The organism is Bythopirellula sp., assembly GCF_041737835.1.
Taxonomy (GTDB): Bacteria; Planctomycetota; Planctomycetia; order Pirellulales; family Lacipirellulaceae; genus Bythopirellula.
Map to the genome: position 1 here is coordinate 1 of NZ_JBGSQY010000041.1, position 20906 is coordinate 20906.

23 protein-coding genes and 2 tRNA genes are annotated in these 20906 nt (G+C 54.7%); 13 read left to right on the forward strand and 12 right to left on the reverse strand.

Annotation, left to right across the window (positions count from 1 at the left end; genetic code table 11):
• Positions 1-580: 580 nt before the first annotated feature.
• Together AC6T8Q_RS13750 and AC6T8Q_RS13755 are read right to left on the reverse strand one after the other, a co-directional pair.
• Positions 581-1615: a tyrosine-type recombinase/integrase gene (locus tag AC6T8Q_RS13750; RefSeq protein ID WP_500679623.1), complete on the reverse strand. Its 1035-nt coding sequence runs from the start codon at positions 1613-1615 to the stop codon at positions 581-583.
• A 188-nt stretch (positions 1616-1803) separates the two neighbouring features.
• Positions 1804-1877: transfer RNA gene (locus AC6T8Q_RS13755), tRNA-Arg, on the reverse strand.
• 192 nt (positions 1878-2069) lie between these two features.
• On the opposite strand from AC6T8Q_RS13755, the gene AC6T8Q_RS13760 reads away from it, so the two are divergent.
• Positions 2070-2789, forward strand: a complete 720-nt coding sequence (locus AC6T8Q_RS13760) for a uracil-DNA glycosylase family protein (protein WP_500679624.1) — start codon at positions 2070-2072, stop codon at positions 2787-2789.
• Positions 2790-2843: 54 nt separating this feature from the next.
• On the opposite strand, the gene AC6T8Q_RS13765 is transcribed toward AC6T8Q_RS13760, so the two are convergent.
• Positions 2844-3188 (reverse strand): histidine triad nucleotide-binding protein, encoded by a 345-nt coding sequence (locus AC6T8Q_RS13765; protein WP_500679625.1) that lies wholly within the window; start codon positions 3186-3188, stop codon positions 2844-2846.
• Positions 3185-3460 (reverse strand): Trm112 family protein, encoded by a 276-nt coding sequence (locus AC6T8Q_RS13770; RefSeq protein WP_496921398.1) that lies wholly within the window; start codon positions 3458-3460, stop codon positions 3185-3187. The genes AC6T8Q_RS13765 and AC6T8Q_RS13770 overlap by 4 nt, the downstream gene beginning before the upstream one ends.
• A gap of 264 nt (positions 3461-3724) precedes the next feature.
• On the opposite strand from AC6T8Q_RS13770, the gene AC6T8Q_RS13775 reads away from it, so the two are divergent.
• Entirely contained in the window at positions 3725-4570 is an 846-nt protein-coding gene (locus AC6T8Q_RS13775; RefSeq protein ID WP_500679626.1) for a hypothetical protein, read from the forward strand.
• A 148-nt stretch (positions 4571-4718) separates the two neighbouring features.
• Here AC6T8Q_RS13775 and AC6T8Q_RS13780 read toward each other — a convergent pair whose 3' ends face one another.
• On the reverse strand, positions 4719-5015 hold the full coding sequence (locus AC6T8Q_RS13780) for a hypothetical protein (RefSeq protein ID WP_496921400.1): 297 nt from the start codon (positions 5013-5015) through the stop codon (positions 4719-4721).
• 345 nt (positions 5016-5360) lie between these two features.
• Here AC6T8Q_RS13780 and AC6T8Q_RS13785 point away from each other — a divergent pair.
• The 3 genes from AC6T8Q_RS13785 to AC6T8Q_RS13795 all read left to right on the forward strand — a co-directional run bounded on the left by AC6T8Q_RS13785 (position 5361) and on the right by AC6T8Q_RS13795 (position 6573).
• Positions 5361-5443: transfer RNA gene (locus AC6T8Q_RS13785), tRNA-Ser, on the forward strand.
• On the forward strand, positions 5434-5952 hold the full coding sequence (rpiB, locus tag AC6T8Q_RS13790; RefSeq protein WP_500679627.1) for a ribose 5-phosphate isomerase B: 519 nt from the start codon (positions 5434-5436) through the stop codon (positions 5950-5952). The genes AC6T8Q_RS13785 and rpiB overlap by 10 nt, the downstream gene beginning before the upstream one ends.
• A 6-nt stretch (positions 5953-5958) precedes the next feature.
• The gene (locus tag AC6T8Q_RS13795; RefSeq protein WP_500679628.1) at positions 5959-6573 is read left to right on the forward strand and encodes an HAD family hydrolase; all 615 of its coding nucleotides are present in this window, start codon (positions 5959-5961) and stop codon (positions 6571-6573) included.
• 61 nt (positions 6574-6634) lie between these two features.
• On the opposite strand, the gene AC6T8Q_RS13800 is transcribed toward AC6T8Q_RS13795, so the two are convergent.
• The 5 genes from AC6T8Q_RS13800 to AC6T8Q_RS13820 all read right to left on the reverse strand — a co-directional run bounded on the left by AC6T8Q_RS13800 (position 6635) and on the right by AC6T8Q_RS13820 (position 9640).
• The gene (locus AC6T8Q_RS13800) at positions 6635-7144 is read right to left on the reverse strand and encodes a methylated-DNA--[protein]-cysteine S-methyltransferase (protein WP_500679629.1); all 510 of its coding nucleotides are present in this window, start codon (positions 7142-7144) and stop codon (positions 6635-6637) included.
• Positions 7145-7162: 18 nt separating this feature from the next.
• Positions 7163-7846, reverse strand: coding sequence for a 3-keto-disaccharide hydrolase (locus tag AC6T8Q_RS13805; RefSeq protein ID WP_500679630.1), 684 nt, complete (start codon positions 7844-7846; stop codon positions 7163-7165).
• A 77-nt stretch (positions 7847-7923) separates the two neighbouring features.
• Positions 7924-8268 carry a nuclear transport factor 2 family protein gene (locus AC6T8Q_RS13810; RefSeq protein WP_500679631.1) on the reverse strand — a complete coding sequence of 115 codons (345 nt, stop codon included), beginning with the start codon at positions 8266-8268 and terminating at the stop codon, positions 7924-7926.
• 47 nt (positions 8269-8315) lie between these two features.
• Positions 8316-9113 (reverse strand): SDR family oxidoreductase, encoded by a 798-nt coding sequence (locus tag AC6T8Q_RS13815; protein WP_500679632.1) that lies wholly within the window; start codon positions 9111-9113, stop codon positions 8316-8318.
• A 38-nt stretch (positions 9114-9151) separates the two neighbouring features.
• Positions 9152-9640: a TIGR03067 domain-containing protein gene (locus AC6T8Q_RS13820; protein WP_500679633.1), complete on the reverse strand. Its 489-nt coding sequence runs from the start codon at positions 9638-9640 to the stop codon at positions 9152-9154.
• Positions 9641-9763: 123 nt separating this feature from the next.
• Here AC6T8Q_RS13820 and AC6T8Q_RS13825 point away from each other — a divergent pair, with 123 nt between their 5' ends.
• From AC6T8Q_RS13825 to AC6T8Q_RS13850, 6 genes are all read left to right on the forward strand, one after another.
• Positions 9764-10117 (forward strand): winged helix-turn-helix transcriptional regulator, encoded by a 354-nt coding sequence (locus tag AC6T8Q_RS13825; protein WP_500679634.1) that lies wholly within the window; start codon positions 9764-9766, stop codon positions 10115-10117.
• A 117-nt stretch (positions 10118-10234) separates the two neighbouring features.
• Positions 10235-12949 carry a PAS domain-containing protein gene (locus AC6T8Q_RS13830; protein ID WP_500679635.1) on the forward strand — a complete coding sequence of 905 codons (2715 nt, stop codon included), beginning with the start codon at positions 10235-10237 and terminating at the stop codon, positions 12947-12949.
• 17 nt (positions 12950-12966) lie between these two features.
• The gene (locus AC6T8Q_RS13835; protein WP_500679636.1) at positions 12967-13122 is read left to right on the forward strand and encodes a hypothetical protein; all 156 of its coding nucleotides are present in this window, start codon (positions 12967-12969) and stop codon (positions 13120-13122) included.
• A 147-nt stretch (positions 13123-13269) separates the two neighbouring features.
• The gene (locus AC6T8Q_RS13840) at positions 13270-13977 is read left to right on the forward strand and encodes an ion channel (protein WP_500679637.1); all 708 of its coding nucleotides are present in this window, start codon (positions 13270-13272) and stop codon (positions 13975-13977) included.
• Positions 13978-14468: 491 nt separating this feature from the next.
• On the forward strand, positions 14469-15386 hold the full coding sequence (locus tag AC6T8Q_RS13845) for a cation diffusion facilitator family transporter (RefSeq protein WP_500679638.1): 918 nt from the start codon (positions 14469-14471) through the stop codon (positions 15384-15386).
• A 65-nt stretch (positions 15387-15451) separates the two neighbouring features.
• Entirely contained in the window at positions 15452-16123 is a 672-nt protein-coding gene (locus AC6T8Q_RS13850; RefSeq protein ID WP_500679639.1) for an LssY C-terminal domain-containing protein, read from the forward strand.
• A gap of 9 nt (positions 16124-16132) precedes the next feature.
• Here the strand turns inward: AC6T8Q_RS13850 and AC6T8Q_RS13855 are convergent, their stop codons facing one another.
• Complete coding sequence (locus AC6T8Q_RS13855) at positions 16133-16600, reverse strand: hypothetical protein (RefSeq protein WP_500679640.1); 468 nt, start codon at positions 16598-16600, stop codon at positions 16133-16135.
• Positions 16601-16795: 195 nt separating this feature from the next.
• Here AC6T8Q_RS13855 and AC6T8Q_RS13860 point away from each other — a divergent pair, with 195 nt between their 5' ends.
• Positions 16796-17143, forward strand: a complete 348-nt coding sequence (locus AC6T8Q_RS13860) for a phage holin family protein (RefSeq protein ID WP_500679641.1) — start codon at positions 16796-16798, stop codon at positions 17141-17143.
• Between the two features lie 193 nt (positions 17144-17336).
• A complete protein-coding gene (locus AC6T8Q_RS13865; RefSeq protein ID WP_500679642.1) occupies positions 17337-19655 on the forward strand; it encodes an arylsulfatase in 2319 nt (772 codons plus the stop codon).
• A 14-nt stretch (positions 19656-19669) separates the two neighbouring features.
• Here the strand turns inward: AC6T8Q_RS13865 and glpQ are convergent, their stop codons facing one another.
• On the reverse strand, positions 19670-20725 hold the full coding sequence (gene glpQ / locus AC6T8Q_RS13870) for a glycerophosphodiester phosphodiesterase (RefSeq protein ID WP_500679643.1): 1056 nt from the start codon (positions 20723-20725) through the stop codon (positions 19670-19672).
• Positions 20726-20906 lie beyond the last annotated feature (181 nt).

Consider the following 20906-nt stretch of genomic DNA (forward strand, 5'->3'; position numbering starts at 1 on the left):
CCAGACGCACCGCATCTCGCTTAAACTCATCGCTGTACGTCGGCCGCTGTTGCTTCGCTTGTATGTCCATCTATCGGACCTCCTTCGAGAACCATTATTCCGGCTCCCGCCACTGTCCGAAAGTCCTGGGCTATCGCACAAGTCACAATGAACCGTCTGATTCTCTACCCAGGCGAAATCGAAAATCTCCAAGCAGCCATCCTTCGCTCGAAGCTAGCGAGGCGAATTCAGATTCTCTACCGCCCCAGACGATTAAGCAGGCAGCGATCCGGCTTAACATGAGCGAGAGCTGGGTACGTAACCGGTGCCGCGAGGGAGTACTTCAGGCTCTGCAGTACGGTGGAACCAACGGGCCTATTCGGATCTCGAGCGAGTCCATTGAGCAATTCAAGCGGGATTCAGTTATCAAGCCTCGTCCTATACAAGGTGATACGAAGCCTCGTCCCGCTCAAAAGCAACGGCCCAAACATCTTGACGAGCAAAAGCTCCGGGCGGCTTGGCAAAAAAATAATCCGAATCCCCCAGCGGAGGATTCGGATCGATGACCATCTCAAAGTGTGTTGCTCAAAAAGGTTTCGTGTCAACTGCCGGTCATTCGCCGTCGGCTGAAATCATTGGCAGCTTTGGCCAAGTGCTGATTGGACAAGTGGGCGTAAACACGGTTCAGCATGTCCACGCTGGAGTGTCCCATGAGCTGGGCCACCGTGACGACATCAATGCCTTGCTCAAGAGCCCCCGTACCAAAAGCATGCCGCGTGGCGTACGGATAAGCGGCGGCCTTGATGTCAAGTTTCTTGGCGAGGCGACGAAGATTGGACTGAGCCGAGTTGGCAGTCCATTTTTGCCGACGGGTATTGAGGAACACGAATTTGGAATCGCCCCGCGACTTTTTCAAAAACCCAGTCAAGCGTTGCATCGGCTCAGTAAGAAAAATGATTCTCGGCTTGCGAGTGACTTTGCAGGTTTTGTGTTGCTTGAGACAAAAATGCGTGTCCAAAACATTGTCCCAAGTCAAATCGCAAAGTTCACCAGGTCTGGCACCCGTCTGCCACAGGGCAAAGAGGAAGATTTTCATGGGGCGACAAGCGGCACGACGCAAGGCAATATAAGTCTCTTGCGACATATAGTCGGACCTGGAAAGTCCTCGGCCGACTTTCAATTTCGCCAATGGACTGTTCTGCAAAATTTCTTCATCGACAGCCCACTTAAAGGCTCGCTTGACCGACCTTCTGGCGTTGTAGCAGGTCGTTTCCTTCCAGGTGGTCTCCTTCTTGAGCCACTGTGTCACATGAAAAACCTTGAGGTCATTCACTTTGAGGTTTCCGCAATGCTCGCAAAAGCGTTGATGGAACCATTTATGATCCTTGTAGGTGCGAGGGTTGAGATTGTCAGAGGCCCAATCCAAGAAATGTTCGCTCACCGACAACACGGTCATATCGAGCGTGCCAGGGGCATCCACGGCTGTCAGCATCATCTCATGATACTTTTGCCAGGCGAGCTTCTTGTTCTTGGGATTTTCCTTAGCCTTAAGAAGTTTGAACTGCTTCCCTGCGATTGTGCACATATAGCAGCTAGTGCTGTTGCGATACCACGGACCCTCAACTGTACGTCCCATAATAAAACGACCTCCCGATCAAAAACCCAAGTGATGGAAAACCAACACACAGCAGGGTTGACCGAAAGGTCGCTCATAGCCTCCCGCCCGTTACAGCGGGCGGGAGGCCTCTTGATTCAGTGCATAATTCAGTGCACAGCGGAAAAAGTCAAGCAAACAAAACGTCGTAAGTTGTTTCGCTGCAAGAGTATCCCCGAGTGGGTTCGAACCACTAACCTTCGGCTTCGGAGGCCGACGCGCTATCCAATTGCGCCACGGGGACATTCGTTCTAAATTGTAAGGCGGGCCTTGGAGAAATGCTGCCGCGCCATACAATCCTACGTTTTGGCAATCCTTCATTTCAGAGATCGTCGCGCCCTGCGAGGTTCGCGACGTTGCTTGGCCTAGCATTGTACCGCTCGACGGCTCGGCTCGCAATCAACGCCACCACGAGGCGAGAACTTATAAGAACCGAATGACAGCGATCAACAAAGCCATTTCCGCCGCGAAAAAGTTGGCCAAAGAAGTCGACACGCTCCGCTTCGCCCCTCCGGTGACTCATGTTTATAATCCGCTCGATTATGCGTGGCGGGCCCACAAGCAGTATCTGGAAATGATGAACCCCGCTGGGGCCGAAGTCGTTTTCTTGGGGATGAACCCAGGGCCGTGGGGGATGGCGCAAACGGGCGTGCCGTTCGGACATGTCCCCACGGTGCGTGATTGGCTTGGCATCGACGCCAAGATCGATCAGTCCGCGAATATGCACCCCAAGCGACCCATCGAAGGCTTAGCGTGTGCGCGGGCGGAAGTTTCAGGCGAACGCTTGTGGGGATTGTTTCGTGAACGGTTCAAAACGCCGCAGAAGTTTTTCCAGCGCCACTTCGTCACGAATTATTGCCCGCTGGTATTCATGGAAGAAAGCGGGCGCAATCGCACCCCCGACAAATTGAAGCCCACCGAGCGCGCAGCGATTCAAGCGATTTGCGATCAGCACTTGGCGGGATTGATTAAGGCCGTGCAACCCAAGATAGCGGTGGGTGTCGGCGCGTATGCCGAGCAAGCATTTCAACGCGTCATTGATGATGAATCAATTCAAGTGACCCGCATCTTGCACCCGAGCCCCGCGAGTCCCGCCGCAAATAAGAATTGGGCGGGGACGGTTACCAAGCAACTTGTCGAAGCGGGCGTGTGGTAGTAGTCGGTTCGCCACGCTATGCCCGGATTGCTTTGCCCTCCGGCTAGAACATGTTCAACCCGGTGGCCAATCCAACTGCCGTCCACCCAGGATATGAAAGTGCAAGTGATCGACTGATTGTCCGCCGTCCTTGCCGCAATTGACGACAACGCGATAGCCACCCTCGGCCACACCCAGTTCGCGGGCGACTTTCGGAATGACCATCCACATATGGCCGAGCAACGCTTCGTCTTTTTCAGAGAGTTGTTCCAGCGAGGGAATCGGCTCGCGTGGAATCACCAGCACGTGCGTGGGGGCCTTGGGCGACACATCGCGAAAGGCTACACACTTGTCATCTTCAAAGACGATGTCCGCAGGTATTTCGCGATCGGCAATTTTTTGAAAGATCGTTTTGCTCATACGGCACCGTTGGTCTCGCGAAAGCGCGTGATATCGATGGCCTCATCGGCGAGCATCACGGGAATGCCGCCGACGATCGGATACATCAGGTCGCCCGCCGCGCGGACCATGCCGCCATCGAGCGACTTCTTGAGTTGTTGACCGCCGACGGTCGTCAAGCTCCCCGTCTTAATCTCACCATTGAGGCGGGTGATCAAGGCCGAGTCGGCGAGTTTCAATTCCGAGTGATCCTGCGGGCAGCGCAAGATTTGAAGAGTAAGGGGATCGATCAACGTTGTCTCTCGTTCGCAGGCAGCAGGTGTTTGATGGCAACAGTCCCTCCATTCTAAATTTTGGCAGAGCGCCCTGCTAGCAGGCAGGAAGCGTGTTTTCCGGGAGTTTTTTGCCACTGCTAGCGAAACAGCATTTCATCGCGCGATGTCGGCTGATGAAGGCCGCCCCTTGAGGCCGATAACTTTTGCAGGAATAGCTTTCCACAAACGAGACAGGGATCGTCTCGCCGCTGTTCCTCAGGAAGTGCTCACCAGGGATGTGACATGCTTGTTCGCCGACGATTCTACGTCGCTGCTCTTATGGCGGTTTGTTGCTGCGCGTCCGCGCACGCTCAACTCACGCCGGCTCAGCCCGTGACGCCGACTCCGGGGGGACCGCAAGTTACCGAAGAAATGATCAACGGCGTGAAGCATCAGGTCACGCGCCACGTTGTCAAAACTCAGATGCCAGTGACCGTGATGCAGGATCGCCAGCAAACGGTTCACACACCCAAAGTCAGCACCGAGACGATCACTCATAAGCAAGTCTACAGTGTGCCGTTCACCCAGTACGAAGTCGTGCCCGTCTTGCAGAATCGCTGGAACCCGTTTGAAGAGCCATATTACACCTACGAAACACAGCTCGTCACGCGTTATCAAGAGCAAGTGGTCGACGTGCAGATCCCAGTCAGTAAAACCGAATGGGTCACAGAAACCAAGACCGTGCAAGTTCCGGTGACGGAATATCGAATGGGCGAACGCGAGATCGTCACCCGAGTGGCTTTGACCGGCGGCGAGACAGGCAAGACATTCGCATCGACGCAACCCACGACTGCGGCCCCGGCCAGCCTCCAGCCGCTCACGCAATCGAACAACGCTATTGCCAGCCAACAACCGGCTGCGAATTATCCTGTTCAAGCTACGCAATTGCCGACTTACCCGCCAACACAACCGAGCACCGGCTACGGACAGCAGGCTTACACTATGCCGGCCGCTTCCGTGGCGACACGACCAGCGAATGATTGGTCCGGTGGGCAACCCAGCTACGGTGGCCAAATGTTGCAAGCCGATCCACCCAAGCAAAGTTCCGGTTGGTCGAATCTGCCAAACAACGGTTCAGGCTATCGGTAAAAAGTAGTGGTGGCTTCCAGCCGCCAAAGAGATCCGAGCAACGGCTGGAAGCCATCGCTACGAAAAAAGGAGCCAATCCCGGGGGGGCTTGGCTCCTTAATTTTTTGTGCGTTCGATTGCGAGACTCAGTGAGGATTTCCGGTGCGGGTCATTCGGCGGTCGATCGACGTCGTGAACGTCTGCCCGACGTAGTGGAACTCCATTCCTTGGTCAAAGTTTCAAAGACTTCAGGCGATTCGTAGCGAACCACTCCCTTGCTTTCCGGCATCGGGCCAATCAGTCCCCGAAAAACCGGCATACCCCGCAAACTCAAGTCCGTGCTGCAATCGTCGATGCCAATCTGGGTGTGCATTTTCAGCACGGCGTCTTCGTGGCTGTAATCGCGGGTCCGCAGTTCACCATTCTTGCCGCGCGTGATAATGCGGAAAGTTTTTTCAACCGCCATAAGTTTTCTCAATCGAAAGCTGGAGGGAATCAGGATAGTGCAGTTATCGACTTGGCGTGCTAGCAGCTGCGCTTTTTTGTCGGGGGAGTGCATTCCTGGCATAGGGGGCGAAACCCGCATAACTGGACCAGCAGGAGACACCCGCAGAGTCACCAAGTGATCTACCACGAAGACACAAAGGACGCGAACGATAAATGACGAAAGAGAGGCTTCGAGCGCGAGTTTCTCTTAGTGCCCTTTGTGACATTGTGGTTCAAACCCCGGGATTTTCAGCGCGAATTGGATTTGACCGATCATTGCCCGAACGGCCCAGAGTCAGTAAATTAATACGTTCCGTATCACGCTGGAGGGTAAGCGAATTGGCCAGCGGCTTGACTCGAAATCAAGTGTCCAGTAATGGATTGTGGGTTCGAATCCCATGCCCTCCGCTTTTTCTTCTTTTGCCCGGCCAGAGCGACCGGGCATTCTCGATGCCCGTGGGATAGCCATGCGAGTCGTTTTGGGATCAGACCACGCGGCCTTTGCTCTTAAGAGCTTGCTCGTTCCCTTTGTTGCTGAGTTGGGCCACGAAGTCGAAGACGTCGGCACCTGCGACGAATCGCCGGTGGACTATCCCGACATTGCCGATGCACTATGCCAGGCCGTGCTCGATGGCCGGGCTGAACGGGGCATCCTGCTCTGCGGCAGCGGCGTCGGCGCCTCAGTCGCCGCGAACAAAATTCCCGGTATTCGCGCAGGTCTTTGCCACGATACCTATTCGGCCCATCAGGGGGTCGAGCACGACGATGCCAACGTCCTTGTGCTGGGAGCAAGAATCATTGGAAACGAACTCGCGCGCGAGCTTGTCAAAGCTTTCCTAGCGGCGAATTTCACCAACGAAGAACGCCATCGCCGGCGGCTTGGCAAAGTGTTGGCCATCGAATCTCGTCACAAGTGAGCAGCGATGACCAAAATTTCAACACTCTTTTGGGACGTCGGCGGTGTGCTGCTAACCAATGGCTGGGATCACGAACTACGTAACAGTGCGGCCCAACAGTTCGGCTTGAACTGGGATGAGTTTCGCGAACGCCACGATCTGATCTTTCACGCGTTTGAAACGGGTCGTGTGACGCTTGATAGTTATCTCGACTGCACGGTTTTTTATCGCGAGCGAGATTTCTTACGCGACGACTTCAAAGCTTTTATGTTTAACGGCTCCGAAGTTTTGCCGGGCGGTGCATTAGAGATCTTGCGCCAGCTCGCCCAAAGTGGCCGCTATTTGATGGCCGCGCTCAATAATGAAGCCCTGGAGTTGAATGTTTATCGCATCGAACAATTTCACCTGCGCGATTATTTCAGCTTCTTTGCCAGTTCCTGCGTCGTCGGTTTGCGAAAGCCCGAGGTGGCGATTTATCGACTCGCGTTGAACCTCAGTCAGCGCAGCCCCAGCGAATGCGTGTTTATCGATGATCGGGCGCTCAACGTCGAGCGCGCCGCGGAACTGGGGATCAACGCGATTCAATTCCAATCGCCCGAACAGTTGACCGCCGATCTCGCCGCCCTCGGCGTCACGATTTAAACCGGTCGATCATGGTTTTCCGAGGCGTCCCGACCGGGAATCAATGGCGTTCCGCCCAAAATCAAACCAACACCGCGCAGCCCTCATGCTCGAGCAGCCATTGTTTCCGCGCCAACCCGCCGCCATAACCCGTGAGCGCACCGCCGGCGCCGATCACGCGATGACACGGAACAACAATCCCAATCGGATTCGCTCCATTGGCTGCACCAACGGCACGACTTGCTTGCGGACGGCCTACTTCAGCGGCGAGTTGTCCATAACTCTTTGTGGTTCCCGGAGCAATCATGCGCAGTGCTTCCCACACGGCACGCTGAAATGGTGTCCCGCCCGTGACAACGCGAATCGAATTAAGGGCTTGGAAATCGCCAGCAAAATAAGCGTCGAGCGACATGACGATGTCGGGCAGGGCGGAACCTTGCTGCAACTCATACTTTCCGTAGTGATTGCCGAGCAACTGATGCATCCGCGATTCATAGTCGGCGAAATCAAGCGCCCGGAGTGCGCCGTCGTCATCGGTGACCAGCAGAATTTCGCCTACCGGCGACTGATAAGCACCAAGTTTGAAATGCATGGCGATTTTTCTTTCTTACTATAACTCCGTCAACTCAATCTTGCTGAACTCGACCTCCGTCCCCTCGGCTTGGATCGCGATCTGACCTTTGCTTGCCGTGCAGTCGGTTCCATCGTTAACAAGTTCGTCGTTCATGAAGACTTTGATCGTGTCGCCTTGGCATTCAATGATCATGCTGTTCCATTCGCCAACGGGATTTTCGGCATCGTCGGTCAGATTTTTGATTCGCCGCAGCTTGTCGCCGTCGGTCCCCCAGTTTTCTTTGGGCCCGCGGCGCACTTCCATGTCGGGTACCGTGATGTCCTCGCGAATGCACCAGAAGTCGCCGGCATCGCCCGAGGCCATTTGTACTTCGAGCGATTGCGGAAACATGTCGTACAGCGCGCGGGGCTTCGACGAATGCACCAGCACGCCACAATTCCCCGGCTTGTCGACAAAGCGGTAATCGATCTCCAAGCGATAGTTTTTGTACTCCTTATCGGTGATCAGGTGGCCCCCCGGCGTGCCGAGGCTCACTAGCATCCCATCCCGCACAATGAATGGGTTCTTGGCCTGCGGGTCCTTATCCATTTCCGGAACATCAACATGCCAGCCCGTGAGATCCTTGCCATTGAACAAACTCATCGTGCCCGAGTCTTCGGCCACGGCGATATTAATTGGCAACAGCAGCAACACGGCAACTTGCAAGTAACGGCGAGTCATGATGAAGTCCTTTCCGACAAGAATGGAAAATCAGAATGGACCTATCTTACCTTAGCAGTATCCTGCTCGTCATTCCCCTATCCGAGCCTGCAAGTCAGCGACCCGATCTTGTCATTCGCGACACGAAACGTATGCACGATGTTCAAGGGATCAGGCAAGCCCGTGCGGTCGAAATCTCCGTCGACCTTCGCCGTCAGCACGATTTCGCCCGCCTCGTCCGATTTGTCGATCACTTCCAATCTCACATTCAAGGCAAAGATGTCGGTGGTACTCCACTTACTAATCGCGTCAAGGCCACGGATTTCTCGGCCGGCATCTTCGACCACCGCGTCGTCGGCAAAGAGTTCAAGAAATCCGGCGGCATCGCCCTGATTGACGGTCCGCACATAGGCGTCGGCTAAGCCAGAAAGGTTATCTGTCATTGATACTCCTTGTTTTATCATCTGAATGGAATTCTATGAATAAAAAATTAGACCGTGGGGATCGTCCCACCGTCGATGACATACTCGCTGCCTGTGATGGCTGACGCCCGATCTGATGCCAAGAACGCAATCAGTTCCGCGATTTCATCTGGGAGTGCTGGACGGCCCAAGGGGATTCCTCCGAGCGAGTCCATGAGTGCAGTCCGCGCGGCGGTCGTGTCGGTGCCCGCTTCAGCTGCGAGTCGCTCGACAAGCTCAATGGCCGCTTCAGTTTCGGTATATCCAGGAGCCACCGAGTTCACACGAATACCGCGAGGACTCATTTCTTTGGAAAGGCATTTGCTGTAGTTCGTCAGCGCGGCCTTAGCGGCAGCATAGGCTGTTGTCGCTTCAAATAATGGCAGGCTCCGCTGGATCGATGAAACATGGATGATTACTCCCCGACCTTGCTCGAGCATGGTTGGCAGTAGACCTCGGTCGAGACGAACGGCGGAAAAGAGATTGAGGTCCATCTCGTTTTGCCAATCTTCATCGGTTAGCGCCAGTGCCCCGCCGCTGGGGGCTGAAGAGCCGCCGACACAGTTGACGAGAATGTCGATTCCTCCGAGCCATTCGAGTGCTGTCTCCACGACGACGCTACACCCCTGGCGAGTACTGAGATCTGCGGCGATGACCCGAGCAATCGATTCGCCTGTCGGAACAGTTCGGGCAGTCGTGACAACCGTTGCGCTGCCGCGGGCGAGACGCTTGACAACGGCTGCTCCGATGCCCTTTGTCCCCCCGGTGACGAGGACGCGCTTGCCAGAAAATTCGGCTAAGACTTGCGACTGCTGATCAGTTGGCATGAGGAACTCCAATACTTTAAATGTTTAAAAAAGGATCATCACTTTTCGCGCGGCTGGACTCGCCGGAGTTCGAGCAGGACGTCAGCATCTTCTAGCTTGAACTCATGCGGACGAGGCTTACCCTTCCAACGTTTGCCTTGCCATTCGCCGGCAACACAACACGCAGTGAGTTTGTCGCCTTCGATTTTGTAGATCCCCAGCACGTCGCCATTTTTCTTTTGGGCCTCGAGCGAACGGTGGTCCCAGATCTTGGGAGATGCCGAGGGATCCAGCTCAAACGTTCCGCCCCAGAGTTCTTTGCCAGCTTTGTCTAGCGCCACATAGGTGCCATCTTGCGCGAATATAAGTCGACGTGCTTCCTTGGTGGCGCCTTCGGGTTTGACGGAGACAATCTCCCATGCCACGGCGAACTCTTCCAGTTCGTGGCCAGTCTCAACTGTCGACGTGCAAAGATTTTCCAGTTCATCTGCCGGTATCGCCGTTGAAAGGGCGATCAAAAAGAATAAGGTGAGTCCTGAGCGAATCATTAAGGGCTCCTCCGTCATGTTTTTGTGGTGGTAACGCGATGGATCGCAATAGAAAACTTTACGCGCCGCAGTTTACGTTATAAAGTAGGTTCTTAATGGAAACCGAGTGAGCCGAGAGAAAGCATGGCTAAACGCAGCAGTCGTAAAGCGAATCCTGTTGACAACTCCCACGAGCCTCTGGCCAAATTGCTGGCGACATTGGGAAGTCCGTGGACATTGTTGTTGCTCCACCGCTTGCACATGGAAGGCCCCAAACGCTTCGGCGAACTCAGGCGTCGGTTGGGTAAGATATCCACGAAGACCCTCACCGACCGCTTGCGGATGCTTGAAGCCGAAGGGTGGATTCATCGCCACTACGAACCGACGGTCCCGCCGCAGGTGACCTACTCGCTTGCCAAACGCGTGCTGGAACTCGATCCCGTGATGATCGAGCTCGACCGCATTGCTGAGCGATGGTATGGCGGGAAGAAAAAGTAGTTCACCACAGGATTGGTGGGATTGGCCGGAGGACGAGCAGTCCCTCACCTTTGAAGCAAACCGCCAGCCGACTACAATACGGTGTTCAGGTGGCTCTTCGCAATCGCGAGCTTTACGTTGGCTGACATTCCGAATAATTTTGGCATCCGCACGCTGCCTCCCTCATCGGTGAAGGGGTATGCCCTTACGGTCGCCATCATGGCGGCAACGACTCTGATCCGTTGGGCGCTCGATCCTTGGTTGGGAGCGAGTGCCCCGTTCACCCTGTATATCCTCGCCGTTATCGGGGCGACGTGGTATGGCGGTGCTCGTGCGGGATTCTTAGCCACCGTAGTCGGCTTCCTTTTGGGCTGGTGGTTTTTCTTGCCTATCCGCAATTCGTTTGAAATCACCGAAGTCAGCAGCCTCATCAGCTTGATTGCCTTCTTGTTGATCGGCTTTTCGATCGCCGGCGTTGGAGGCGCGATGTGGCTTGCCGAGCAACGTGCGATCGATGCTGAGCATTACTCCAATCAACAAGCCGAGAATTTCAAAACCTTAGCCAACAGCATGCCGCAGATGGCGTTTATGGCGCACCCTAACGGCGATGTCTTTTGGTACAACCAGCGCTGGTACGACTATAGCGGCACGACACTCGAACAAATGCAAGGGTGGGGCTGGCAATCGATTCACGACCCGCAAGAGCTGCCCAAAGTCCTGGAGCGTTGGAAGAGTTCGATTCTCACGGGCGAACCGTTCGATATGGTTTTTCCCATCAAAAGCAAGGATGGTGTTTTTCGGCCGTTCCTGACGCGTATCTTGCCGCTTGTTAGTAAAGACGGTCAAGTGACACGCTGGTTTGGCACGAGCACGGATATCAGCGAAGCGAAACGTGCCGAAGAAGCCGTTCGCGAAGCCCGCTCACGTTTGGAATCGACACTTGCCGCCGGTGAAATCGGAACTTGGGAATTCGACGTCGTCAATAATGTCGTTCGCAGCGACCGTAATCTGGCCCGTATGTTCGGGGTATCGGATGAAGAAGCTGCAGGCGGTCCGCTCGAAGCCTATTCGCGTGCGATTCTTGCTGAAGATCGGCAGCGTTTGACTGAGGCGATTAGTGCCGCGTTAGAATCGGGCAACGACTTGCAACTGGAATACCGCCTGATCGATCCCGATGGGAATATGCGTTGGGTGATTGCTCGTGGTCGCGTGGAACGAGATTCAGAAGGCAAGGCCTTGCGACTTCCCGGCGTGGTGGTCGATATCACCGAGCAACGCGAAGCCGAGCAAGCCTTGCGTGCCAGCGAAGATCAACGTCGTTTGGCGTTAGAAGCAGGTGAATTAGGTGCATGGAATATCGATCCAGTGGCCAATGTTCTAACCACGGATGAGCGTTTTCGCGCGATCTTTGGACTCCCGGATGTAAATATCTCGTACGAGCAAGCATTTGCAATTATTCATCCCGACGACCGCGATAGAATTCGAAGTGCCGTGGAAGCAAGCACTCAACCAGAAAATCCCGTTCCGTACGTTGCGGAGTACCGCGTCATTCATCCCGATGGAGCCATACGCTGGGTTTTTGCCAAAGGCCGTGCTAATTTTGGGTCGGTGGCATCAGGACGCAAGCTAATAAGTTTCGATGGTACGGTTGCTGATATTACGGAACGTCACCAACTCGAAGACAATTTGCGGCAGTTGGCTTCGGACCTGTCAGATGCCAACCGCCAGAAAGATGAGTTCCTGGCCACGCTGGCCCATGAGTTACGCAATCCGCTGGCGCCGATTCGCAATAGCCTGCAAATTTTGAAAGTTGCCGAAGGCGATCCCGCAGCCACGGCCGAAGCCCGCGAGATCATGGAGCGGCAAGTCGTTCACATGGTCCGCCTTGTCGACGACTTACTGGATGTCAGCCGCATCACCCGTGGCAAAGTCGATTTGCGCTTGGAGCTTGTCGATCTCGCGACGGTCATTCAACAAGCCGTTGAAACGAGTCGACCTGCGATCGAAGCCGCGGGGCAGCAACTTACGATCAATGTTCCCGCTGAGCCCGTGTTCGTGAACGGCGACAACGTGCGACTTGCGCAAGTGTTCAGCAACCTGATCAACAATGCGTGCAAGTACAGTCAGTCCGGCGGCAGCATCATTGTAACCGTTGCGCGGCAAGGAAACTCGGCGGAGATTTCCTGCAAGGATACGGGGGTCGGGATTTCTGCCGAGATGCTTCCCAAAGTCTTCGACATGTTCATTCAGGGCGACAGTTCGCTGGAACGTGCCACGGGAGGCTTGGGCATCGGTTTAACTCTGGTGAAGCGCCTTGTCGAATTGCACAACGGCATGGTTAGCGCGCAGAGTGCTGGGCCAGGGCAGGGGAGTGAGTTCATTGTTAGCCTGCCAGTGGTTGAAGCCGTGGCCGTCTCGCCTGCGAAAACACCAACCAACGGTGCCGACAAACAATCAGCAGCTCAGCGAATCTTGGTCGTTGACGACAACAAAGATTCCGCGCTCACACTGGCGATGCTCCTCAAAAAGCTGGGGCACGAAATTCAAACCGCGCATGATGGCCTCGCGGCCTATGAAGCCGCAGAAACATTTCAGCCCGCGGTAGTGCTGCTCGACATTGGGCTACCGCATCTCAACGGCTATGAAGTCGCTCGTAAGATTCGTCAGCAGCCCTGGGGTGAGTCGATGATTCTCATCGCACTCACAGGTTGGGGACAAGACGACGACCGCCAGAAATCCGCCGCGGCAGGTTTCAATGCCCATTTGGTAAAGCCCGTCGAATTCGCAACGCTCAAAAGTTTGCTCAGCGATTTGCTCGCCGCACACACCGAAGAATCGGCTATGAAGAATTGAGCGAGCGGCCTTGTTATTTGACCGGCACCATCTCGACGTCCTCGCTCAACATGCTCTCGCTCTTCGGCCTGTTCCTGACGCCAGCCTTCTACGTGGTGCTGCGTGGCCTGCGGGCGGAGAAGTCCAAAACTCCCACCACTCCGGAATCGCAAAGTGCGATCCCCCATATTTGAAAATTTAGCCCCGGGTGATTTGAAAGTCCTGCTTTCAACACACCCGGGGCCATTCCTGTTCGCAGCCAGCTCTCCTTGCATCATCAGGCGATCTAGGCCACTATTGAAGCTTTCGCCACTGTTATCTGCCCGCAAGGATTGTCCCCTGTGAAAGCCAAGCGCCATTTCTCCGTCGCCAACTTTTTGATTGCTCTGGTCTTACTGATCCTGCTGACTCCGTTTGTCGTTGAGTTGTCTTACGGCAAGGCGATCGAAGCCCTACTCTTGACCGGTGTGCTGCTGACGGCCGTCCCCGCGGTCGGCGCACGGCGGCGCTCGTTCGGCATGGCGATTGCGCTCGTGATACCAGCCCTCGTAGGAACATGGCTGCATCGCGGCCAGCCGGAAACCGTCACGCGCACGATGGCTCTCGTCCCCGCGATTGCGTTTGCCATTTTCGTGATCTATCACCTCTTTGCTTTCATCATGCGATCCCCGCGGGTCAATTCCGAAGTCCTCTGCGCTGCGGTGGCAACCTACCTTATGTTGGGCATCGTGTGGTCAATGGCCTACGAGCTTGTGTGGGAACTGTCGCCCGAGTCGTTCATCGTCACTCCGCTAGAAAAAGGGGGAGATAGGGCGATCAGCGAGTTCGAGGCGCTCTACTTCAGTTTCGGCACGCTCGCGCCGATCAACGACAACGACATCACGCCCAAGTCGAACTTAGCCCGCGTACTGGTGATGACCGAAGCGATTGCCGGCATGTTGTTCATGGGCATGTTGATCGCACGGCTCGTGGGGATCTATTCAAGCGAAGAAGCCGCCGAAGAGCGTCTCGCCGAAGCGAAGAACGACGCTGCGATAAGTGACGAATAACGTCAACACCTCATTTTGGCCACGTTAGCCGCGAGGCGCAGCGCGTCGCAGACGAGCGCGCAGCGTAAGTGGCCAAATTTCGAGAATGAAATGGCCGTGCGGATGTGATATGGTTTTATCTGGCGAGCCTCCCGCGTAAGCGGGGGGAATTTATCGCAGCGCGCGTACCTTTCCCATTTCAACTTGTTCACTGCACAGGCCTGAGCAAGTTGCAAAAGTTGATCAAGATGACAAAGTTCAGAGGACCGTGGACTACAAGACTGTAGACGATAGACAAACTCCACAGTCCTCCCTCATCAGCTTTGCAACATTTAGAGACCCGCAAACCACGCAAATCTGGCCAACCTCGCAAACCTGAGTGCGAGAAGATATGTTGATCTCCAGTTAATTCCGCATTCCGAACTCAAATACACTATCTATAGTACAAGTATCCTTCCCAACCACGGCATAGTGACACGCTTCACAAACGTAATCCCAACCAGTAAGGAATTATGGAGAATCTCGCTCGCGGCATAAAGGCAGCTCAAACAGGGATGCTCGTGAATACCGTGCTCGTGCTGGTGAAGCTCATTTCTGGCATCGTGGGCCATTCCTATGCGCTGATTGCCGATGCGATCGAGTCGTCGACCGATATTTTTTCGTCGCTGATCGTCTGGGGCGGTTTGCGAGTGGCAGCACGACCCGCTGATGATTCGCATCCCTACGGCCACGGCAAAGCGGAATCGCTCGCATCGGCCGCGGTGGCGATGATGCTGCTCGGAGCGGCGGTGAGTATCGTGGTCGTTGCCGCCCGCGAGATTATCACTCCCCACCATGCGCCGATGCCGTTTACGCTCGCCGTAGTGGCAGGCGTGGTTGTTGTGAAAGAGCTATTGTTTCGCACGGTTCTCAAGGTCGGCGACGACATAGGCAGCACGTCGGTGAAGACCGACGCCTGGCATCACCGCAGCGATGCGATCACTTCGGCGGCCGCGTTCATCGGCATTGGACTGGCGATTTGGGGCGGACCTGGATGGGAATCGGCCGACGATTGGGCAGCGATTGTGGCAGCGGTCGTGATCACGGCCAACGGTTTGCGATTTATGTCGATGGCGATCAACGAACTGATGGATCGTTCGCCCGATTTGCATGTTATGGAGAAAGTGATCGACGCTGCACATTCAGTCGCCGGAGTTTTGGCGACCGAAAAAGTTCGGGTCCGCAAATTTGGCGTCGATTATTTGATCGATTTGCATGTGCAGGCCGATCCCGAGTTATCCTTGCATGATGCGCACGTGCTGAGCGGCAAAGTGAAATCAGCAATTTTGGTTGCCTTGCCCGCGGCGAGCGAAGTGCTCATTCACATGGAACCGTTCGAGCCGGCAAAAAATCATCAAGCAACACAAGCAGTAACGGCAAAAGGTGAGTAATGGAAGAAGAACTGAAAATCGAATCGGAACACGAACGGCGCCGTCATAGAATTCGGCGCTGGATAGTGGGCTCCATTGTGGTTTGGCTGCTGGCCGCGTATTTGCTCATTCCCATGGGTTGGGAGTATTACGCGTCGTTACATCCTTCGTTTGATGACAACCCGAGGATCACAGAGACCGGCGATAAGCACCCCGGTGATCCGCTCAACGTCGCGTTGATAGGCAGCGAGGAGCAAGTTAAGGCGATCATGAAAGCGGCTAAGTGGTATCCCGCCGCGGCTTTGGGATTGGAAAGCGACCTCCGCATTGGGGCCGATACGATCCTGTCACGGCCCGATAAAGAAGCGCCTGTGAGCAGTCTCTATTTGTTTGGACGCAAGGAAGATTTGGCTTTTGAGCAACCCGTGGGCGACAACCCGCGGCATCGGCATCACGTGCGTTTATGGAAAACGCCAGAGCTCAACGGCGATGGGCGCACCAAATGGATCGGATCGGCCGTGTATGACGAGAAGGTCGGTTTCAGCCGAACGACGGGGCAGATCACGCACGTGACGTCATCGAACGTCGACAAAGAACGCGATTATTTGTTTAAGTGTTTGGACGGCACAAAAATGTTGTCGGAAGAATATGTTGTCAAAGACTTTCACAAGAAAGATTCGGGATACAACGGCGGCGGCGATCCGTGGAAGACGGACGGTGCTTTGTACGTGGGTGTGATCGCGGAAACAGTTGAGTAATCATAGCCCTTAAGCCGCTTTGAATTTTTTGGCCGTGAGCACGCCGAGATAGAGAAACACCAGCAGGACCAGGAGTTGTGTAATGCCGAACGGGGGTTCGGATTGCGTTGGCGCCAATTCGTGTAGAGCCGGCAGACGCAGGAAGAGTTGGGCCACCAGGACAAAAGCATTGAAATATAAGGCAGCCACGGCGGTGATCACGTAAACAAGTTGCCACTTGCCAGCAAGCTTTTTTACGAACAAAGCATAGACGGCAATCGCCAGGAGAATCAATGAAAGAATCGCAACGCCATGCGAAGGCAGGAACTTTTCAAAAGGAAAACCAAAGCCCGTGACATTCGTGGCGATAGTTGTTGCCAGAAAGAGCGCCGTCCAACCGTGAAAGAGTCGTCCCGTGAACATCCCCCCAACAACGACAAAACCACTTGCCAGTGCGACAAGGCTGATAATGACATGCACAAGTGTGAAAGTGGCCACCGCAAGATTCTCCGCAGTCCGACGAATACTTAAGAGTGTGAACTTTGACGCTTGGCCAACAAGCAGTCAAGTTCAGCAGTGGATTTAACGGGCGGGATTGCAATTGCGGACAAGATAAGCTGAGATATCAAACACTGTACAACAAAGTTGCGTGCGAACTCGTGATCAATATCAATAAACAAGATTGGAACATTCATGGAATTTCTATTAGCTTGGCTTGTGCTCGCGCTGGGCGTTTTCGCTGCCGCTAAGTTGATCCCAGGTGTGTCTGTTCCCGACTTTTGGGATGCCGTTGTCGTCGCAGCTATTTTTGGTGTGCTCAATTTCTTCCTCGGATGGCTGCTCTATGTTTTTTTGGGACTAGCAACGCTTGGAATTGGCTTTTTGCTGGGGTTTATAACTCGGCTGATTGTGAACGCGATATTGCTGAAGTTCACCGGCGCCCTGACCGATCGCATGACGATCAAGGGCTTCGGCAACGCTGTGTTGGCCTCTCTCGTGATCAGTGTGGTGGGCATCCTAGCGGACGTATTGATCGATTAATGTTGGAATCGTGATGCTATTGATTTACGGGTTGAATAAAGCATTGCCACTTTTGCCTTCACGGGTCATCGGCTCGATCCGTGGATGGCCAGCGTAACAGCTAAGCTCAAAGCCCACGGCGCCACTTTCAAAAAGTACCCATTCAAGAATATTGGTCTTTAGCATAGCGGATCTCGTCCAACCGAGGATGAATATGAAACTTACTCTGTGTCTTGCGATTCTGATGTTCTCGATTGTTGATCCGTGTTTTTCCCAAACGCAACTTCCTCAGCCCGATCCCAAATTTACAGGTCAAATCGGCGAGACGTACAAAGATTCAAAGCCCGACTATCCCTGGCCCGTGAGAGCTCCCGAGGGGGCTCCCAATGTGTTGATCATCTTGCTCGATGACGTGGGCTTTGGAATGTGCGGTACTTTCGGCGGGCCGGTGCCCACGCCCAATCTTGATAAGCTGGCGGCCAACGGTTTGAAGTACAACCGTTTTCACACAACGGCGCTTTGCTCGCCCTCACGAGCGGCATTGTTAACTGGGCGCAATCACCATAGCTGTGGGACCGGTGTGATCATCGAAATGGGCACCGGCTATCCGGGGTACACCGGCATCGTGCCGTTAAGCACCGCGCTCGTTTCTAAAACACTCAATGACAACGGTTTCGCCACGGCGATGTTCGGTAAATGGCACAACACGCCGGAGATGGAAATCAGTCCCGCGGGACCCTTCGACCGTTGGCCGACCGGTTTAGGGTTTGAGTATTTCTATGGATTCAACCAAGGTGAGGCGGATCAATATCATCCGACGTTGTATCGCGACACAACTCCAGTCAGTGCTCCGAAAACGTATGAAGAGGGGTATCACTTTACGGAAGATATGACCGACGAGACGATCGATTGGATTCAGAACGTGAGAGCCGCCGATCCCTATAAGCCGTGGTTTGTGTATTTCTCCACGGGTGCGGTGCATGCCCCCCATCAGGTGCCGGCCGAGTGGCGGGAAAAGTTCACTGGCCAGTTCGACCACGGGTGGGATCAGCAGCGTGAACTCACTTTCGCTAAACAGAAGGAACTGGGAGTGATTCCCGCCGATGCTAAGCTCACCCCGCGGCCCCAGGAAATCCCAGCTTGGGAGGACCAGCCCGAGGATGCCAAGCAGGTGTACGAACGGCTCATGGAAAACTACGCCGGATACATGGCGCACACGGATTACCATGTCGGCCGACTGATCGAAAGTTTGGAAAAGTCCGGCGAACTCGACAACACCCTCATCTTCTACATCATCGGCGACAATGGCGCGAGTGCCGAAGGAGGACTTGAAGGGACGTTTAGCGAGATAGCAAGCTTGATGGGCGTTCAGCTGGGTCTGCAGAGCAGCATTAAGCGAATTGACGAGATTGGTGGACCGGCCAGCGAGCCGCATGTGCCAGTGGGTTGGGCGTGGGCGATGTGCGCGCCGTTTCAATGGACGAAGCAAGTGGCCAGTCACTTGGGAGGAACGCGTAATCCCTTGGTGGTGCATTGGCCCAAGGGGATCAAGGCCCAAGGGGAAATTCGCGATCAGTTTCATCACGTCATCGACGTCGTGCCGACCATTCTCGAGGCTTGTAAGATCACCGTTCCCGATCAGGTTGATGGGATCGAGCAAAAGCCGATCGAGGGGGTGAGCATGCTTTACACTTTCGACGGCGCGGATGCCAAGGATAAGCGGACTGCGCAGTATTTTGAAATGATGACCAATCGGGCTATCTATCGGGATGGCTGGATCGCTTGCAGCCGTTTTGGCCTGCCATGGACAACCGCGGGCAAAGAAGGAGATTTTCTGGCTGCCCCGTGGGAACTTTACAATATCGAGGAAGACTTTGCCCAGGCGAATGACCTAGCCACGGAAGAGCCGGAGAAACTTAAGGAATTGCAGGAGCACTTTCTCGTGGAAGCCAAAAAGTATGATGTGCTGCCACTTGATCCACGCATGGCTGAGCGGATGGACCCACGGAATCGAATCAGTGGTCCACCACGAACATCTTGGACCTATTACGGCAACAAAGTGAGATTGCCGGAACCGGTTAGCCCGCTGATTTTTCCTTCCTCGAACACGATCACTGCCAACATCGATGTGCCCGAGGAGGGTGCTGAAGGGGTGGTTGCCTGCTGTGGTGGATACTCGTGTGGTTGGACGCTGTATGTCAAAGATGGCAAACCTCATTTTCGCTATACGTTTTTCGACGTCGCAAATTCCCAAATCGACGGAACGGTTGAACTTCCTCAGGGCAAAGTGACGCTCAAAACGGAATATGAGGCGGTTGGGCCGATGGAGCAGGGGGGCACATTGCGATTATTCGTAAACGACAAGCCAGCCGGCGAAGGCGAAATCAAGCGAGTTGGTTTTCGTAGCGGGGGACTCGAACCGTTTGAAGTGGGGCGCGATTCGATCACGGCAATCGCCCCCGACTACAAAGACCACGGGGACTTTGCTTTTACGGGAGCGATCGATGAAGTGAAATTCGAGATCAAGAAATAAGCACTGACCTCGAATTACTTCACCTGTGCCGGGAGATGCACGCGGACTTGATCGGGGAAGTCGGTGATCAAGCCGTCGGCGCCAGCGTTGGCGAAGGTTTCCACGAGCTCGCCAAAGCTGGCGAATTGGGGTGGGACGGTCTCGGTGCGGAATGTGTAGCAGTAGATCGTCAGGCCTGCGTCGTGAGCGAGATCGATGAAGTTTGTGACTTTTGATTCTTCTGGCAGACGAGTTCTCGAAAGTACCATTTCCAATGATGGGGCTGCACCGTCGGCATAGCTCGCCAGATTTTCTAGCGCCGCGCTGAGTTGTTCCTCGGTGGCATTGGCGGGGAGTTTGAGCGTTTGATCGTTCATCAATTGCACAAGTCGCAAGTCGGTGTGCAGTTCTTTACGGAGCCGCTCGACTTCGGACGCGTCGAAAGTTTGGATAATCGCGTTGTCCTCACGCGAGGTGTAACCATACTTGGCGAGCGTGTCGAGCACGATGCGGCTCATGTCGCCTCCTTGTTCGCGATGCCAGGTGGGGTCTTTGAGCTCGACGAGTAAGCCGACGTTACGGCCGGTGGAGCGATTCAATCCTTGAATCAATTCGATGTGCTCGGCGAGTGTGGCAATCTCGAAGGGAACTCCGCCGACGGGGAAACGGTCGGCATAAGCGAGCTTATCGGTGTGGCCATTGGTCCGTTCATGCGCGCTTAGCTGACGAAGTTCGGTGAGGGTGAAATCAGCAACATGGTAGTGGCCGTCATTACGCTTGCGGTTCGGAAAGATGTCAGCCACGTTGGCGACATAATCCAGAATGCGGTCATGAATGACGATTGGTTCGAGATCCTTGGAGAGAACGATGTCTTGTTCGATTAGGTCTGCGCCGAGGGCATGGGCGTAGGCGACGCTGGGAAGGGAATGTTCGGGGAGATAGCCACTAGCACCGCGATGGGCGATCACGATGGGGACAGCACTGCTGGGCAAGCCAGCAGTGGCACGCGAAGATGGGTCAGCAGTGGCACGCGTTGCGGCTGGTTCTTTGGCGTGCAGCGCGAGGTTCGGAATCTGAATGAAGAACAGCATAGGAAGTAAGGCGACGAGTGTGTGGAAATGTTTCGCTGCTAGATTTGCCAGCAAAGGTCGGAGATCGGTGGAATGGAGCATGGCCTGATGAATTGTTCGCGGTGTCTAGGGAAAAAGAGAATGGCGGGTTCCTGCGTTTATGGTAAACGGTGAGGGGGGAGGGTGTGAGGGGCGGCACCTG

Bases quoted from the DNA above. Each gene is read 5' to 3' on its own strand.
- AC6T8Q_RS13750 (WP_500679623.1), bottom strand. From the start codon at position 1,615: ATGGGACGTACAGTTGAGGGTCCGTGGTATCGCAACAGCACTAGCTGC.
- AC6T8Q_RS13865 (WP_500679642.1), top strand. From the start codon at position 17,337: ATGAAACTTACTCTGTGTCTTGCGATTCTGATGTTCTCGATTGTTGAT.
- AC6T8Q_RS13825 (WP_500679634.1), top strand. From the start codon at position 9,764: ATGGCTAAACGCAGCAGTCGTAAAGCGAATCCTGTTGACAACTCCCAC.
- AC6T8Q_RS13795 (WP_500679628.1), top strand. From the start codon at position 5,959: ATGACCAAAATTTCAACACTCTTTTGGGACGTCGGCGGTGTGCTGCTA.
- AC6T8Q_RS13810 (WP_500679631.1), bottom strand. From the start codon at position 8,268: ATGACAGATAACCTTTCTGGCTTAGCCGACGCCTATGTGCGGACCGTC.
- AC6T8Q_RS13800 (WP_500679629.1), bottom strand. From the start codon at position 7,144: ATGCATTTCAAACTTGGTGCTTATCAGTCGCCGGTAGGCGAAATTCTG.
- AC6T8Q_RS13845 (WP_500679638.1), top strand. From the start codon at position 14,469: ATGGAGAATCTCGCTCGCGGCATAAAGGCAGCTCAAACAGGGATGCTC.
- AC6T8Q_RS13820 (WP_500679633.1), bottom strand. From the start codon at position 9,640: ATGATTCGCTCAGGACTCACCTTATTCTTTTTGATCGCCCTTTCAACG.
- rpiB (WP_500679627.1), top strand. From the start codon at position 5,434: ATGCCCTCCGCTTTTTCTTCTTTTGCCCGGCCAGAGCGACCGGGCATT.
- glpQ (WP_500679643.1), bottom strand. From the start codon at position 20,725: ATGCTGTTCTTCATTCAGATTCCGAACCTCGCGCTGCACGCCAAAGAA.
- AC6T8Q_RS13805 (WP_500679630.1), bottom strand. From the start codon at position 7,846: ATGACTCGCCGTTACTTGCAAGTTGCCGTGTTGCTGCTGTTGCCAATT.
- AC6T8Q_RS13765 (WP_500679625.1), bottom strand. From the start codon at position 3,188: ATGAGCAAAACGATCTTTCAAAAAATTGCCGATCGCGAAATACCTGCG.
- AC6T8Q_RS13860 (WP_500679641.1), top strand. From the start codon at position 16,796: ATGGAATTTCTATTAGCTTGGCTTGTGCTCGCGCTGGGCGTTTTCGCT.
- AC6T8Q_RS13815 (WP_500679632.1), bottom strand. From the start codon at position 9,113: ATGCCAACTGATCAGCAGTCGCAAGTCTTAGCCGAATTTTCTGGCAAG.
- AC6T8Q_RS13775 (WP_500679626.1), top strand. From the start codon at position 3,725: ATGCTTGTTCGCCGACGATTCTACGTCGCTGCTCTTATGGCGGTTTGT.
- AC6T8Q_RS13780 (WP_496921400.1), bottom strand. From the start codon at position 5,015: ATGGCGGTTGAAAAAACTTTCCGCATTATCACGCGCGGCAAGAATGGT.
- AC6T8Q_RS13760 (WP_500679624.1), top strand. From the start codon at position 2,070: ATGACAGCGATCAACAAAGCCATTTCCGCCGCGAAAAAGTTGGCCAAA.